At 64.9% G+C, this 14,276-nt stretch carries 15 protein-coding genes; 2 read left to right on the forward strand and 13 right to left on the reverse strand.

Annotation, left to right across the window (positions count from 1 at the left end):
• Positions 1-31: 31 nt before the first annotated feature.
• From uraD to B9Z01_RS00545, 10 genes are all read right to left on the reverse strand, one after another.
• Positions 32-553: a 2-oxo-4-hydroxy-4-carboxy-5-ureidoimidazoline decarboxylase gene (gene uraD / locus B9Z01_RS00500; RefSeq protein ID WP_085480313.1), complete on the reverse strand. Its 522-nt coding sequence runs from the start codon at positions 551-553 to the stop codon at positions 32-34.
• Positions 550-1,500, reverse strand: coding sequence for an allantoinase PuuE (puuE, locus tag B9Z01_RS00505; RefSeq protein ID WP_085480314.1), 951 nt, complete (start codon positions 1,498-1,500; stop codon positions 550-552). The genes uraD and puuE overlap by 4 nt, the downstream gene beginning before the upstream one ends.
• Positions 1,501-1,990: 490 nt before the next feature.
• Positions 1,991-2,743 (reverse strand): aspartate/glutamate racemase family protein, encoded by a 753-nt coding sequence (locus B9Z01_RS00510; RefSeq protein ID WP_085480315.1) that lies wholly within the window; start codon positions 2,741-2,743, stop codon positions 1,991-1,993.
• 69 nt (positions 2,744-2,812) lie between these two features.
• Entirely contained in the window at positions 2,813-4,294 is a 1,482-nt protein-coding gene (locus B9Z01_RS00515; RefSeq protein WP_085480316.1) for an NCS1 family nucleobase:cation symporter-1, read from the reverse strand.
• Between the two features lie 436 nt (positions 4,295-4,730).
• Positions 4,731-5,432: a GntR family transcriptional regulator gene (locus B9Z01_RS00520; RefSeq protein WP_085480317.1), complete on the reverse strand. Its 702-nt coding sequence runs from the start codon at positions 5,430-5,432 to the stop codon at positions 4,731-4,733.
• Positions 5,433-5,747: 315 nt separating this feature from the next.
• Positions 5,748-6,674, reverse strand: coding sequence for a muramoyltetrapeptide carboxypeptidase (gene ldcA, locus B9Z01_RS00525; RefSeq protein WP_085480318.1), 927 nt, complete (start codon positions 6,672-6,674; stop codon positions 5,748-5,750).
• Between the two features lie 26 nt (positions 6,675-6,700).
• Positions 6,701-7,291: a tRNA adenosine(34) deaminase TadA gene (gene tadA, locus B9Z01_RS00530; protein ID WP_085481128.1), complete on the reverse strand. Its 591-nt coding sequence runs from the start codon at positions 7,289-7,291 to the stop codon at positions 6,701-6,703.
• 47 nt (positions 7,292-7,338) lie between these two features.
• Positions 7,339-7,740 (reverse strand): DnaJ family domain-containing protein, encoded by a 402-nt coding sequence (locus B9Z01_RS00535; protein WP_085480319.1) that lies wholly within the window; start codon positions 7,738-7,740, stop codon positions 7,339-7,341.
• Between the two features lie 190 nt (positions 7,741-7,930).
• Complete coding sequence (locus B9Z01_RS00540; protein WP_085481129.1) at positions 7,931-8,554, reverse strand: 2'-5' RNA ligase family protein; 624 nt, start codon at positions 8,552-8,554, stop codon at positions 7,931-7,933.
• A gap of 275 nt (positions 8,555-8,829) precedes the next feature.
• Positions 8,830-9,510: a protein-L-isoaspartate(D-aspartate) O-methyltransferase gene (locus B9Z01_RS00545; RefSeq protein ID WP_085480320.1), complete on the reverse strand. Its 681-nt coding sequence runs from the start codon at positions 9,508-9,510 to the stop codon at positions 8,830-8,832.
• A gap of 292 nt (positions 9,511-9,802) precedes the next feature.
• Between B9Z01_RS00545 and B9Z01_RS00550 the strand changes: the two genes are divergently transcribed.
• Positions 9,803-10,630: a MetQ/NlpA family ABC transporter substrate-binding protein gene (locus B9Z01_RS00550; RefSeq protein ID WP_085480321.1), complete on the forward strand. Its 828-nt coding sequence runs from the start codon at positions 9,803-9,805 to the stop codon at positions 10,628-10,630.
• 52 nt (positions 10,631-10,682) lie between these two features.
• Positions 10,683-11,660, forward strand: coding sequence for a sulfonate ABC transporter substrate-binding protein (locus B9Z01_RS00555; RefSeq protein WP_085480322.1), 978 nt, complete (start codon positions 10,683-10,685; stop codon positions 11,658-11,660).
• 152 nt (positions 11,661-11,812) lie between these two features.
• On the opposite strand, the gene B9Z01_RS00560 is transcribed toward B9Z01_RS00555, so the two are convergent.
• From B9Z01_RS00560 to B9Z01_RS00570, 3 genes are read right to left on the reverse strand one after another with little or no spacing between them, the layout of a single operon-like run.
• The gene (locus tag B9Z01_RS00560; protein ID WP_085480323.1) at positions 11,813-12,664 is read right to left on the reverse strand and encodes an amidohydrolase family protein; all 852 of its coding nucleotides are present in this window, start codon (positions 12,662-12,664) and stop codon (positions 11,813-11,815) included.
• Positions 12,665-12,690: 26 nt separating this feature from the next.
• Positions 12,691-13,536 (reverse strand): sugar phosphate isomerase/epimerase family protein, encoded by an 846-nt coding sequence (locus B9Z01_RS00565; RefSeq protein ID WP_244195891.1) that lies wholly within the window; start codon positions 13,534-13,536, stop codon positions 12,691-12,693.
• Positions 13,533-14,273, reverse strand: a complete 741-nt coding sequence (locus B9Z01_RS00570) for an SDR family NAD(P)-dependent oxidoreductase (RefSeq protein ID WP_085481130.1) — start codon at positions 14,271-14,273, stop codon at positions 13,533-13,535. Before B9Z01_RS00570 ends, B9Z01_RS00565 begins: the two co-directional genes overlap by 4 nt.
• Positions 14,274-14,276 lie beyond the last annotated feature (3 nt).

Here is a 14,276-nt window from a genome sequence, read left to right on the forward strand (position 1 = left end):
CGTTGCGATTCGAGGCCTGCGCGGGAATGCGTCAGGCGCTGATCAGTTCGTCGAGCCGGAAACGTGCAATGCGATAGATCTGATCGAGGCTCGCGCGCATTTCGTCGGCACGGCTATTGTTCACGCGCGACTCGAAGTTCGCGATGATGCCGTGACGGTCATAGCCGCGCACCGCGAGGATGAACGGAAAGCCGAATTTCCCGCGATACGCGCTATTCAATGCATGCAGCTTGTCGAACTCCTCCTGCGTGCATTGCGCGAGGCCCGCGCCGCTCTGCTCGCGCGTCGATTCGGCGGTCAGCTCGCCGCGCACCGCGGCCTTGCCGGCCAGTTCCGGGTGTGCGTTGATGAGCGCAAGCTGCTTGTCTTCGCCGGCGGTCTCGACGATCTCCGACATCCTGCGATGCAGGTCGTCGATGCTCGCGAACGGCCGCTCGCGCGCCGCGATTTCCGCGACCCACGGCGAGTGCTCGAAGATACCCGACAGCGCCGCGACGAACGCGTCGGTCGAGGTGCTGTTGAGTTGGTCCAGGGTGTATTGCATCGCCTTCATGCCGCAGCCTCGCGGTTGTTTTGTTGGTAAGGATGATGTTCGCGCCAGTGCCGCGCGATGTCGACGCGTCGCGTAACCCACACGCGATCGTGCTGCTCGATGTGATCGAGAAAACGCTGCAGCGCGCGAAACCGCCCGGGGCGCCCGAGCAGCCGGCAGTGCATGCCGATCGAAAGCATCTTCGGCGCTTCGTCGCCTTCTTCGTAGAGCACGTCGAATGCATCGCGCAGATAGGTGAAGAAGTGGTCCGCGGTATTGAAGCCTTGCGGCGTGGCGAAGCGCATGTCGTTCGTGTCGAGCGTGTACGGCACGATCAGTTGCGGCACGTTCTTGCCGCCCGTCACCTCGACGTCCATCCAGAACGGCAGGTCGTCGCCGTAGTAATCGGAGTCGTAGAGGAAGCCGCCGTGCTCGGCGACGAGCCGATGCGTGTTCGGGCTGTCGCGTCCCGTGTACCAGCCGAGCGGATGCACGCCCGTCACGCGCTCGATCGCTTCCATGCCGAGGCGCATGTGCTCCGCTTCCTTCTCCGGCGCCATGTCCTGATAGTGAATCCAGCGATAACCGTGGCACGCGATCTCATGCCCGAGCTCGACGAATGCGCGCGCCACTTCCGGATGCCGCTCGAGCGCCATGCCGACACCGAACACCGTGAGCGGCAGGCCGCGTTTCTCGAACTCGCGCAGAATGCGCCACACGCCCGCGCGCGAACCGTATTCGTAGATCGATTCCATGCTCATATGACGAGCCGGATACGCCGCCGCGCCGACGATCTCCGACAGGAACTGCTCGGAAGCCGGATCGCCATGGAGCACGCAGTTTTCACCGCCCTCTTCGTAATTGAGGACGAATTGCACCGCGACACGCGCTCGCCCCGGCCAGTTCGCGTGCACCGGGTGGCGGCCGTAGCCGATCAGATCGCGTGGGTAGTTCGGGTCGAGTGGCATGTTTGACGAATGCGTAGTGACGGGACAAAAAAATGCGTACGAAGCTCGGACGGCGCGCGGGCCGAGGCTCGTACCGCCGCGCCCGGCCCGACCTTGCGCAGGCGGCTGCGGGGTCTTGCTCGGGCCGATCGCTCAGGTAGCCTGCTCAGGCACCCTGCTCCAGCCCCCTGCTCCAGCAGCGTGCTCGAACCGATGGTCCAAACACCCGCCGGAACGGCCGTTCAACCCGCCGCGCCGAGTTGACCCAGTTTAGCGAAAACGCCCGGGTGCGCCCATACACCGGGCCAGATAGTGCGTGTTACATAGAATGTATGTGCAGGCCCGCCGCTTTAGCGTTTACCCGGGTGCCCGTGGCGCTTTTCCGGGCGAGCGTCGCGCCAATGCTCGTGGAATCGCGCGCGGTCTGCCCGGTGATCCGCCCGGTGGTCTGCTCATTGATCTGCTCATTGACCCGCCCAATGGCCTGCTAATCGATCTGTCCGGTGACCTGTCAAGCGGCCAGTTCAACCGCGCCGGGACTGAACGACGCGAGCGCGCCGTCGTAGCGCTTCGCGAGCGGTCGTGCGTAATCGCCGCGCTTGGCCGTCGCAAGACGCAGCGCGACGAGCGCCTCGGTCCACTTGAGGGCCGCCGTCACGCCTTCGATCACCGGTGCGCCGAGCGCGTCCTCGATCTCCGCGCAGAGCTCGGCCATGCCCGCGCAGCCGAGCACGATCGCGTCCGAGCCGTCCTCGGCAAGCGCGCGCCGGCATTCGTCGAGAATGATGCCGCGCGCCGCCGAGCCCGGCTTGTCGAGATCGAGCACGGCGACATCGGTCGCGCGCACGTTGCGGCAGAACCGCTTCATGCCGTAGCGCTCGGCGAGATGCCAGGCCATGCCGCAGGTGCGCGCGAGCGTCGTCACGACCGAGAAGCCCGGCGCGAGCACGCTCGCCGCGTGCATCGCCGCCTCGGCAATGCCGATTACCGGGCCGCGCGCCAGCTCACGCGCGGCATACAAGCCGGGGTCGCCAAAACACGCGATGACGTAGCCATCGCAGCCCTCCTGCTCGCCCGCCGCGACTTCGGCGAGCAGCCCCGGCGTGGCGAGCGCCTCGTCGTAATAGCCTTCTATCGACGGCGGCCCCATCGTCGGATTGACGGCGATCACCTCGGTGCCGGGCGCGGCGACTTCGCGCGCGCAGCGCCCCATCGCCTCGGTCATGCTCCGCGTGGTGTTCGGATTGATCAGTTTGATGCGCATATCGACTCCTGTTCGACTCTTTGCGACTCTTTGTTACAACAGCAAAATCAGGCGAGATTCAGCCGGATTTCAGCGTGCCAGCACGCGATAGAACAGCGCGCCAAGCCCCGCGCCGATGAACCACGAAAAATTCGCGCAGCCGTCGAGCCCCGGCACCATCACGCAGATCACGGCGATCAGCGCAGCCGGTAACAAAGCCGCCACGGCGCGATGGTTGACGCCGTTGCGATACCAGTAGCTGCCGTTCGGCGAGACGGTATAGAGATCATCGAGCACGATCTTCTGACGCTTCACGAGGTAGTAATCGACGATCAGGACACCGTACAAAGGTCCAATGAAGCTGCCGAGCACGTCGAGCGTGTAGTGGATCACGGCAGGATTGTTGAAGAGATTCCACGGCGTGATGAACACCGACGCGACCGCCGCGAGCATGCCGCCCGCGCGCCAGCTGATGAGGCGCGGCGCGACGTTCGAAAAGTCGAATGCCGGCGACACGAAGTTCGCGACGATGTTGATGCCGATCGTCGCGATCGTGAACGTGAGCGCGCCGAGAATGACTGCCATCGGATAGTCGATGCGGCCCACCGTTTCGACCGGGTCCGTAATCAGTTCGCCGAACACCGGCAGCGTGGCCGCGGTCGTCACCACCGTGACGAGCGAGAACGCGAGGAAGTTGACCGGCAGCCCCCAGAAATTGCCGCGCTTCACGCTGCGAAAGCTCTTGCCGTAGCGCGAGAAATCGCCGAAATTGAGCATCGGTCCGGAGAAGTACGACACCACGAGCGAGATCGCCGTAATCATCACCGGCACCACTTCCATGCCGTGATATTTGACGCCGCCGAGGTTGATGCCGATGTTGCGCCATCCCGCGCGATACACCATGTAGCCCGCGAGAATGAACATCACGACGTAGACGGCAGGACCCGCGAAGTCGATGAACTTCTTGATCGTCTCCATGCCGTGCCAGAACACGAGCGCCTGCAGCACCCACAGCAGCATGAAGCCGGCCCAGCCGAGCATCGACAGACCGAACAGCCCATGACGATGCACGTCGGCATACGGCAGCAGTTGCGGCACGAACTTCAGCACGACGATCACGAGCGCGCTCGACGCGAGATAGGTCTGGATGCCGTACCACGCGACCGCGATCAGGCCGCGAATCACCGCGGGAACATTCGCGCCGAGCACGCCGAAGGTCGCGCGGCACGCGACCGGATACGGCACGCCGTTCGCCTGGCTCGGTTTCGCGATGAGATTGCACAGCACGTTGACGAACGTGATGCCGACGAGCAGCGAGGCCAGCACCTGCCAGCTCGTCAGTCCGAGCGCGAAGAGGCTGCCCGCGAACACGTAGCCGCCGACGCTATGCACGTCGGACATCCAGAACGCGAAGATGTTGTACGCGCTCCAGGTCTGCTTCGGCAGCGGCGCGAGATCCTCGTTGTAGAGCCGTTCACTGTAGCCGGCCGGCAGCGAGTGACCGGCTTGCGCGCCGTCGTCTGCGAAAGTGGAAAGTTCGGGACTGCCTGGCGCTGCACTGAACTGAGCCATGATTCCTCCTTTGGATAGGTACCGTCGATAAGGCATCGACGGACATTGCATCAGCCATGCCAGTCGCACGCTTTGCGCTCATGTGAAGGCGAAAATGCGGGCGCCGTGGGCTTTGGCCGTGCCGCGGGTATCTCCGTACTGAAGTACTTGTGGTTATCGCATCGCCAGCCGCCGCGGGTTCCCGGCGATGCGTCACTGCTCGAAGCCCATCGCTTGGCGACGGACGTGCGTGTTCCGGCCGGCGGCGCTCACGGGAGCGCCGCCTTGCCACGCGTCATCTGGTTCAATTCAATTCAGTGCGGCGCGCACCACGAACGGGCGCGTCTGCCGGTGTGTCTGCCTTTTGCCTACGGCCTGCTTGCGTTCCTTATTTGCCGCCAGCCTGCAAATCACCTCAGCCTGGGGTGGACCCGGCCTTGGCTGTCTCCGTGGATATTTATTTCGGCGCCAGCGCGCCAAATACTTCGTGCAAATCCGCTGCCCCACGTGCGGGGCGGTCCAGCATCTTCAACTCGACGCTTTGCAGATGGCGCGACATGAGTGCCGTCGCCTCTTTCGCATCGCCGGCGTCGAGCGCGGCGAGAATCGCTTCGTGGTCCTCGAACGAGCAAGGGCTGCGTCCAAGCGACTCGTAGAGCGCCGAAATCAGCGTGGAGCGCGCGACGAGCCCATGCAGGCAATCGCACAGCACCGTGTTGCCGGTGAGGCTCGCGAGCTCGGTATGGAACTCGCCCGACAGACGGATCCATGCCGGAAAATCCCGGGTTTCGAACGCCTTGCGTTCGCGGCCGATCATGCCGCCGATGTTCTTCAAACGCCGCATGCCGTGTCCGTTGCAAATCTTTTCGACGACGGCCAGCTCGATGATGCGGCGCATTTCGAACACCTCGTGCACCTCCTGCAGCGACGGACTCGCGACGAACGCACCACGATTCGGTTCGAGGTCGACGAGCCGCTCGCCTGCGAGTTGCGACAACGCCAGGCGGATCGGGCCGCGTTTCACGCTAAATACTTCGCACAACTGCGCTTCGGTCAGCTTCGCTCCCGGTGCCAGCCGATGCTCGAGGATCGCGGCGCGAATGCGCTCGGCAATCGCTTCGGGCTTCGGACTGTTTGCGGCGGAATCGGTATCGGACATGATGTGCGTCTCGGTATGTTGGTCATCATAGGATGGACACAAAAATTGTCAACAATTTTTGTGTCTATTTTTGTCAATCTGCGATGCTAGCGAATGGTCGATGAGGCGCACGCATAGGCTACAAGGCCGTCTGACAGGGATCTGAACCTGTTAGAGAGTTGCGCGGCCGTTGTCTGTCGGCTGGTTTTTGTCAACAAAATCATAAAACGAAGGGTGTGGTGTGGAGTGTGGGGAGTATCGCAAATCTGACCGTTAGTTGCGTCCAAGGACTGAAGAAAAGCGGGCTGCTGCCCGCTTGCGCCCTGTCCGCCCGCTTCAGGCCAGATAGGGATAGCCCGACAACGTGAGCCTGAAGCCGTGCGCATTGGTGACGAGATGCGCGTCCGCGCCGACCGGCAGCGTCAGCATGTTGTGAATGTGCCCGAACTGCAGCCCCGTCACGACCGGAATGCCGATCAGCGCTCTCACCTGCTCGACCATCGCGTGCAGGTCGTAGCCGTTGTCGTAGTCGTAGGTCTTGCCGCCGGAGAAATCGCCGAGCACGAGCGCCTGCTGCTGCGCGAGGATACCGGCCAGATGCAGTTGATAAATCATCCGCTCGACCCGGAATGGCTGCTCGTTGACGTCTTCGATAAACAGGATGCCGCCCTGCACCGGCGGCATGTACGGCGTGCCGACCAGCGACGCCAGCACCGCCAGATTGCCGCCCCACAGCATGCCCGACACATCGACCGCCTGCGCTTGCGGCGTGTTGCCCGTCACGGTCATGGAGGGCTTCGTCAAGGCCGACCAGAAATGCTGCATCGTGAATTCGCTCAAATCTTCCGCGCCGAAATCGCTCATCAGCATCGGGCCGCCGAAGGTCTTCACACCGGCGCGCGCGAGCAGTGCAAGCTGGATCGCGGTGAAGTCGCTATGGCCGACTAGCGCGATCGGCTGATCGGAGAGCCGCCGCTGCAGCCCTTCGTAGTCGAGGCCATGCAGGATGCGCACCGCGCCGTAGCCGCCGCGCACGGCGAGCACCACATCGGGCAGCTCGCGCGATGGATCGGCGAGCCGGTTCAGATCGGCCGCGCGCTCGCCGTCGGTACCGGCAAAGCGCTGATAGCGGCGCTTTGCCGCCGCCTCGCCGTCGACGCGATGCCCCTGCGCCCGCAGCCGATGCAACGCGCGATGCAGCACCTCCGGATCATGCGGATACCCGGACGGCGCGATCAGTTCGATGGTGCGATGAGCAGTCATGGCAAGACCCGTTGGACGTTGTTGTTTTAGAGCGGTGACGGTGGGAGCGGTTCGCCGTCGGCCTGGGCGGTAGTCCCACGCGCCGCCGCGCGCGCTTCGCGGCTCGCGCGCCGCCGCTCGGCAAAAAACGATCTGAGCGCGGCGGCGCATTCGGCTTCGAGCACCCCGCCGCTCACGGTCGTGTGATGGTTCAGTTGCGGATTCGCGAATGCATCGACGACGCTGCCGCACGCGCCGGTTTTCGGATCGCGCGCGCCGAACACGACACGGGCGATGCGCGCGTGCATGATCGCACCGGCGCACATCAGGCACGGCTCGAGCGTCACATAGAGTTCGCAGCCAGGCAGACGGTAGTTTTCGAGCGCCTGCGCGGCGGCGCGCAACGCGGCCATTTCCGCGTGCGCCGAAGGATCGTGCGCGCCGATCGGATGATTGAAACCCGTCGCGATGACCTCGTCGCCTCGCACGAGCACCGCGCCGACCGGCACTTCGCCGGCTGCGCGCGCTTCTTCGGCGGCAGCCTGGGCGAGCGCCATGAAGCGCAGATCGCGTTCGGAAACGATGCGGGGTTCCGGCGGCTCGGGGGAGATAACAGGCGTGGGGGACACTGCCGTCACGTCGCCCGTTGCGGGCACGGCGGCCGCAGCGCGAACGAGCGGCGCGCTCACTGAGAACCCGCGCTAGCCGCACCGACGTCGCCGACACGTTCCGATAGACGTTCGGCAATCCGGCGGCAATATTCGCGCGGCAGGACCAGCGGGCCGCCGCGCAGCGATTCAAGCGCCATATCAAGCGCGAGCATGCGCGCCTGAAGACGGCAACGGGTCGCCTGGTCGCTCACGGCATTCAACTCCGTTTGCAGGTCGCGCAAGGCGCGAAGCTGCTCGACAGCGGGCGGCACGAAGCCCGCGTTTTTCAGAATCCGGTTGGCGACGCGCACTTCTTGCGGCACCAGAGCATCGTCGTCGAGGGACAGCGGCGCGCCCGCACCCGGCAAGTCGTCGAATTCTCCGCGTGCGGCGGCGGCGGCAATACGCTGTTCGACAAGCGCATCAAGCAATTTCATCTGCAATCCACTACGTTGAGGCCCGTGCATTCTATCAGGGAGCGCACGAGCGTTCAGACTGCCTCGCCGACAAGAACCCCCGCCCATCGGCTGATTCAGCGCATTTGACGGCGCATCGCGGTGCACCTCTGGAGTGAATCGCCAGGTTGCAGGATACGCATGGCCGTGAAGAAACCACGCTGCGCGCCATTCACTGCCGCTCACCACGGCCCGCGACCCGCGGCCCCTCGGGGCTCCCCGTCAACGGCCAGCGCGCGAGCACGATATGCCGGGTGCGTCCGAGCAGACTGTGGATCAGCGCGAACTCCCGCACATTCCAGCACGCCGGTTCAACCGGACGGCGCTCGGCCCACGGTATCCCGTACGCCAGCGTTACATGCGGCATGAACCGCGTCTCGGGCTCGACGCCGACGTTTTGCAAAGCCGCCGCGAGTGCGTCGTGAAGCACATGCAGCCCCTGCACGCCATCTTCACCGACCAGCACCGCCGGCCCGAGTCTCGGCTTTTTCGCGAAACTCGCGAGCGCATCGAACTCGACGGTAAACGGCGCCATGCTGACCGACGCGGCCGCCCGCTTCGCCGCGTCGACGTACTCCGGCGGCAGGCCACCCGCGAAATTGCCCAGATAACGCAGCGTGACGTGCAAACGGCCCGCCGCGAGCGGCTTGCTGCGCACGCGCGCCGCATCGCAAACCTGCTGCGCGAACTTCGCGATGCCGGCCGCCGTATTGCTGTCCGGAAAGACCGCGAAAAAAAGTCCGTCTGTTGGCGCGGGCGGCGCCTCGAGCCCGGGCAACCACAGTTGTTCAGACATCTTGCCTCGTTCCTTCGCCTGTTTCTTCAGCTGCTTCTGCGCTCGCTTCTGCGCGTCTTTCCGCGTGGCCTGTTCCTGCGATCCGCCCACCACCCGCGGCTCGCCTTTGCATGATACTGTATATTCATACAGTATCTCAAGGAACGTAGCTTGACGTCATGAATGGCGCAGCGGCGCATGCGCATTCAGCCTGCTGGCATCGAAGCATCCCGCCTCGGCAGCCGTCGACGAAAAGCCATGCCGCCTGGTGAAGCGCTGCGGCGAACGCCTTCATTTCACCCTGCCCATCGCGCGGCGAGGCGCCCCCGCTCGGGCCAGCCGTCGCCGCCAACGAGCGGAACGAACCTCACATCGCCGAACGCATGTTCTTCGTATTCCTGCTCGCTGCTGCGCACGATCTTCACGAGCCGCTGACGACCCGACTCGCTCCCGACCGGCATCACGAGGCGCCCGCCGCACGCAAGCTGGGCACGCAGCGCAGTCGGCACATGCGGGCCACTGGCAGCCGCGATGATCGCGTCATAAGGCGCATGCTCCGCGAGGCCCGCCGTGCCGTCGCCGAGATGAACCGACACGTTCGCGTAGCCGAGCCGCTGCAAGCGTTCGCGTGCGGCTTCGACCAGCTCGGCGTCGCGTTCGATCGAATCGACTCTCGCCACGATCTCCGCGGCGATCGCGGCGGCATAGCCTGAGCCCGTGCCGATATCCAGCACGCGCTCGCCCGGATGAAGCGCCGCGGCTTCCAGCATCTTCGCGACAATGAACGGCTGCGAAATCGACTGCCCGCCGCCGATCGGCAACGGCGTGTCGTCGTAAGCGAATTCGTGCCAGTAGGGCGGCACGAATGCCTCGCGCGGCACGCGCCGCATTGCCGCCAGCACAAGGGGATCGCGCACGCCACGGCGAAAGATCTGCCACTCGACCATCCGCTCGCGCGCCTCGGTAAATTCACTCATCGCCGTCTCCTGACGATCACCGCACCGACCGGTTCGAACTCCGCCCGATGTGCGGCGCGAAGGCGCCGTTGCCTGCTGGAGTTGCTGCCGCAGCGCGATGCCCTAGGCAGCGGGTCACATACTCGCTTCAGCAATCAGCATACCTCGGAGGGAAAGGTACGGATCAGGCATGGCCGCTCACCGTCCGCCGCTTACGCTCATCCGCGATAACGATAGCTCTCCATATTATTTGCGCGGCAGCGGGCGGCTCCTTAGGATTTCGTGACCTTCACTTCGACTCCTTCTGAACAATATGAATACGACAAAAGCACTCAGGGCCGCACTCTTCTCGCTTCTCGTCACCTGCGGCATCGTGAGCGCGCAAGCGGCGCTCGCAGCGGGGCAGACAGTGCGAGTCGGCATCATGTCCGGCGAGGACGAGGACGTGTGGCGCGCGGTGGCGGCCAATGCGGCCAAACAGGGCATCACCGTCAAGATCACGACGTTCTCCGACTACACGCAGCCGAACGAAGCGCTCGCGCAGCACGATCTCGACGCGAATTCTTTCCAGCACAAGCCTTATCTCGACGCGCAAATCGCGGCGCGCCACTATGACATCGTGCCGGTCGGCTTCACCTATGTGCAGCCGATTGGCCTCTACTCGCGCAAGGTGAAATCGGTCGGGGCGTTACCGCAGAATGCGACGATCGGCGTGCCGAACGATCCGAGCAACGAAGGCCGCGCGCTGCTGCTTCTGCAAGCGAATGGACTCATCAAGCTGCGTCCCGACGTTGGTTTGCTGCCGACCGCGCGAGACATTTCGGACAACCCCAAACACATCCAGATCAAGGAACTCGACGCGGGCATCGTCGGCCGCGCGATTAGCGACGTCGACGCGGCCGTCGTTAATACCGACTGGGCGGTCAAGGCGGGCATCAAGATTCCGCAGGAGCGCATTGCGCAGGAGAAAGTGCCGGGTAATCCGTATCGCAACTTCATCGCGGTCAATGCGAAAGATGCGAACGCGCCCTGGGTGAAGACGATTGTGGACAGCTATCAGCAGGCCAATGTCGCCTCAGAGATTCTGACCGTTTATCACGGTGCGACGCTGCCGGCATGGGACGGCGCGCCCCAACACTGACTTTCGCCTGCTCTACCGCGAACGCCTGCCCCCTTTCACCGTACCGCTCACCATGTCCACTCAAAGAACGCCCCACGATCGACGCAGCTTCCTGAAACTCTCGCTGGGCGCCGCAGCGGCGGCCGCATCGGCCACAAGCGCCCGTTTTTCTTTCGCGCAAGGGACGTCACGCACGTTGCGTATCGGCAACCAGAAGGGTTATCTGAATCTGCTCAAGGCACGCGGCACGCTCGAAAAGCGGCTCGCGCCGCTCAACGTGTCGGTGAGTTGGACCGAGTTCGCGGCGGGCCCCGTGCAACTGGAAGCACTCAATGTCGGCTCGATCGATTTCGGCGACGTGGGCGAAGCGCCGCCGATCTTCGCGCAGGCAGCCGGCGCGCCGCTGGCGTATGTCGCGGCGACGGTCACGCGCCCGCAGTCGGAAGCCGTGCTCGTGCCGCCGCAATCGACGATACGCTCGGTCGCGGATCTCAAGGGCAAACGGATCGCGTTCAACAAAGGCAGCAACGTTCACTACTTTCTCGTGAAGCTGCTGCGCCAGCATGGCCTGCAATACGGCGACGTCAACTCGGTGTTCCTCGCACCCGCCGACGCGCGAGCCGCGTTCGAGCGGGCGTCCGTCGATGCGTGGGTGATCTGGGATCCGTTTTTCGCGGCGGCGGAGAAATCGCTCGGCGCCCGCGTGATCGCGGATGCAAGCGGCGTGGTGGGCAATCGCGCGTTCTACTTTTCGTCGCAGAGCTATGTGGCGAACCATCCCGACGTGATCCGGGTTGTGATCGAGGAACTGGACAAGGTCGATCAATGGGGCAAGCAGAACAAGGATCAGCTCGCCAGCGAACTGGCCCAGTTATGGGGCCTGCCGAAGCCGGTCGTGGACGCGGCCGTGCAGCGCCAGCAGTTCGGCACGCAACCGATCACCCACGCGATTCTCGGCGAGCAGCAACAGATCGCCGATACGTTCCTCGAGCTTGGACTGATTCCGAAGCACATCGACGTGCTGAAGGCGGCGCCTTCCAATCTCGCGTAACGGCGCAGCAGCCGATTATTCGAAGCCAGGCCCGATGTCATGCGTGGCCTCGCGACGCTCGACCACGCCGCCAGCAAGACAGGCTGCCTGGCACTCAGGTTCGATGAGCCGGTTGCAGCCTCGCCGGCATCACGGCGCGCGGTGATGCCCACTCACGCGCGTTTGCCGCCTCGTGGTTCGTCGAAACCGAAAAGCCGGCGCGGCGTTTCCCACTGGATCTGTCGCCGCACTGTTGCGTCGGGCACGATCGTTTCGAACAGCGTCAACAGCGGACCGTAATCGAGCCGCTCCGGCGCGCGCAGAAACGGCCAGTCGGAACCCCACACGCAGTGCTCGGGCCCGAACGCGCGCAATAGCGCCTGCGCGTACGGCCAGGTATCCTCGTACGGATGCGCGGCACGCGAGTACTTCTGCCAGCCCGACAGCTTCACGCTCGTCCTGCCGCTTTCCGTGAGACGCAGCAGCGCGTCGAAACCGGCCTGAGCGATGCCGTCCGCGCTATCCGGGCGTCCGCAGTGATCGACGACGATCGGCGCGGGCTGCCGCGCGAGCCAGGGCCCGAGCGCTGTCATCTGGTCGCCGGTCACCTGGATCTGCGCGACCATGCCGAGGTCGGCGAGCATGCCGAAGAGCGGGCCCGCTTCGAGCACGAGTTCGATACCCTCCATCGCCGGATTGAATGCCACGCCCACCACGCCCGCCCGGCGCAGCGCGGCAAGCTCGGCGCGGCCGATGTCGTTGTCGACCACCGCGATGCCGCGAAAGCGCTCTTCATGGGTTTCGAGCGCATCGAGCAGGCAGCGGTTGTCGGTTCGATAGCCGCTCGTCGGGCCGACGAGCAGCGCGTGGCGCACGCCATAGGCATCCATCACGTGCACGAACTGCGCGGCCGTGCCGACTTCCTGCTGCGCGGGCCGATAAGCAGTGTCGTCGCGATACGGGAAGCGGATCGGATCGAACACGTGGCAATGGCAGTCGATCTTGTCTTCGTCGAATACGCTCATGGACTTTTCCACTCAGAACTCAGAACTCAGAAAGCGGGCGTTGCATGCGCAACGGCAGCCGCGCGCTCGACGACGCGTCGCGCGCCCCGGTAGGCCAGATCGATACGCTCGTGAGCGGGTAGCGACGGCATCGGCATCTCGACGCTCAGCGCGACGTCCGGCGCCAGCGCGCGCAGCAGCGCATCGAGCGGCAGTGCGCCGTCGCCGGGCGCGAGCCGGGCGGTGCGTGCTTCGTGAATCGCTTCGTCATCGCTCGACGGCAGCGTGGCAGGCGCGTCGCACAACTGCACGATGCCGATCGACGCGGGCGGCAGCGCGGCCACGTCTTGCGGCGTGCTGCCCGCGCGCGACAGATGCAGCGCGTCGATCACCAGCGCGAGATTCGGATGCGCGGCGCGTTCAATCGCCGCACGCGCCTGCGCGAGCGTGCCGACATGGCGCCAGCGCATGAATTCCAGATCGATACGCAATCCGAACGGTTGAGCCAGACCGGCGAGCGCGGCGAGGTTCGCGGCAAGACGCGCCGCATCGGCATCGTCGCCGGAGACGCTCACACAGCGCGCGCCGAGCGAGGCGGCCGCTTCGAATAGCGGCACGAACGAGGCGGGATCGAGCGTCGGCACGACCGGAATGAACTCGACGTCGAGCACGGCAACGCCCTCGCCCGCCATCACCTCGCGCAACTCGCGGTGCGCCGCGGTGCCCGCCATGACCGGCCAGGAGACGCCATCGGGCGTGGCCGGATGCATACGCAGCCCGACGCCCTTGAAGCCGGCGCGCGCGGCGAGCCGCACCCACGGCACGGGCGCGAACTCGAGCGCCGTCAAATGCGCGACGGCAAGCGGGCGCGCCATCTGTTGAGCGGGTTTCAATAGGTGGCCCTCCCGCCCGTCAGGTCGAACGTGAAGCCTGTCGTAAAGCTGCAGGCGGGGCTCACGATCCAGCTCACCATCCTGCCGACCTCCTCGATCTGCAGGAAGCGGCCCAGCGGAATCTTCGCCTTGCTCGCTTCGATGTGCTCAGGCGACATCTCGCGGAACAACTCCGTCTCCACCATCGCGGGCGCCACGCAGTTCATCAGCACGTTGTCGCGTGCGAGTTCCTTCGCGGCCGATTTGGTGAACGCGATCACGCCCGCTTTCGCGGCGGAATACGCGGAGATGAACTGCACGCCCTCCTTGCCCGCGATCGACGCCACGTTGAGAATCCGTCCGCCGCCGCGCGCGCGCATGTGCGGAACCGCGACGCGGCAGCCGTAGAACACGCTGTTCAGATCGACTTCGAGCACCCGCTGCCAGGTCTCGACCGGATACTCCCAGCTCGGCACCACCGGGCCGTTGATGCCTGCGTTGTTGACGAGAATGTCGACGTGGCCGAGCGCCGCGACGGTCGCTTCGAACGCCCGCTCGACACACGCGTACGACGAGACATCGACGGACTGAAGATGATCGGGCTCGAAGCCGAGACGCGCGGTGTCGCACTCGCTGACATCGAGGTCCCAGATCACGACGCGGGCGCCGTCGGCCTTCAACTGGCGCGCGATGCCGAGCCCGATGCCGCGCGCGCCGCCGGTGACGATCGCGACCTGGCCGTCGAAAGAGTGACTCATGAC

It is taken from the genome of Paraburkholderia susongensis (assembly GCF_900177725.1).
Taxonomy (GTDB): domain Bacteria; phylum Pseudomonadota; class Gammaproteobacteria; order Burkholderiales; family Burkholderiaceae; genus Paraburkholderia; species Paraburkholderia susongensis.

Bases quoted from the DNA above. Each gene is read 5' to 3' on its own strand.
- uraD (WP_085480313.1), bottom strand. From the start codon at position 553: ATGAAGGCGATGCAATACACCCTGGACCAACTCAACAGCACCTCGACC.
- puuE (WP_085480314.1), bottom strand. From the start codon at position 1,500: ATGCCACTCGACCCGAACTACCCACGCGATCTGATCGGCTACGGCCGC.
- B9Z01_RS00510 (WP_085480315.1), bottom strand. From the start codon at position 2,743: ATGCGCATCAAACTGATCAATCCGAACACCACGCGGAGCATGACCGAG.
- B9Z01_RS00515 (WP_085480316.1), bottom strand. From the start codon at position 4,294: ATGGCTCAGTTCAGTGCAGCGCCAGGCAGTCCCGAACTTTCCACTTTC.
- B9Z01_RS00520 (WP_085480317.1), bottom strand. From the start codon at position 5,432: ATGTCCGATACCGATTCCGCCGCAAACAGTCCGAAGCCCGAAGCGATT.
- ldcA (WP_085480318.1), bottom strand. From the start codon at position 6,674: ATGACTGCTCATCGCACCATCGAACTGATCGCGCCGTCCGGGTATCCG.
- B9Z01_RS00535 (WP_085480319.1), bottom strand. From the start codon at position 7,740: ATGAAATTGCTTGATGCGCTTGTCGAACAGCGTATTGCCGCCGCCGCC.
- B9Z01_RS00540 (WP_085481129.1), bottom strand. From the start codon at position 8,554: ATGTCTGAACAACTGTGGTTGCCCGGGCTCGAGGCGCCGCCCGCGCCA.
- B9Z01_RS00545 (WP_085480320.1), bottom strand. From the start codon at position 9,510: ATGAGTGAATTTACCGAGGCGCGCGAGCGGATGGTCGAGTGGCAGATC.
- B9Z01_RS00550 (WP_085480321.1), top strand. From the start codon at position 9,803: ATGAATACGACAAAAGCACTCAGGGCCGCACTCTTCTCGCTTCTCGTC.
- B9Z01_RS00555 (WP_085480322.1), top strand. From the start codon at position 10,683: ATGTCCACTCAAAGAACGCCCCACGATCGACGCAGCTTCCTGAAACTC.
- B9Z01_RS00560 (WP_085480323.1), bottom strand. From the start codon at position 12,664: ATGAGCGTATTCGACGAAGACAAGATCGACTGCCATTGCCACGTGTTC.
- B9Z01_RS00570 (WP_085481130.1), bottom strand. From the start codon at position 14,273: ATGAGTCACTCTTTCGACGGCCAGGTCGCGATCGTCACCGGCGGCGCG.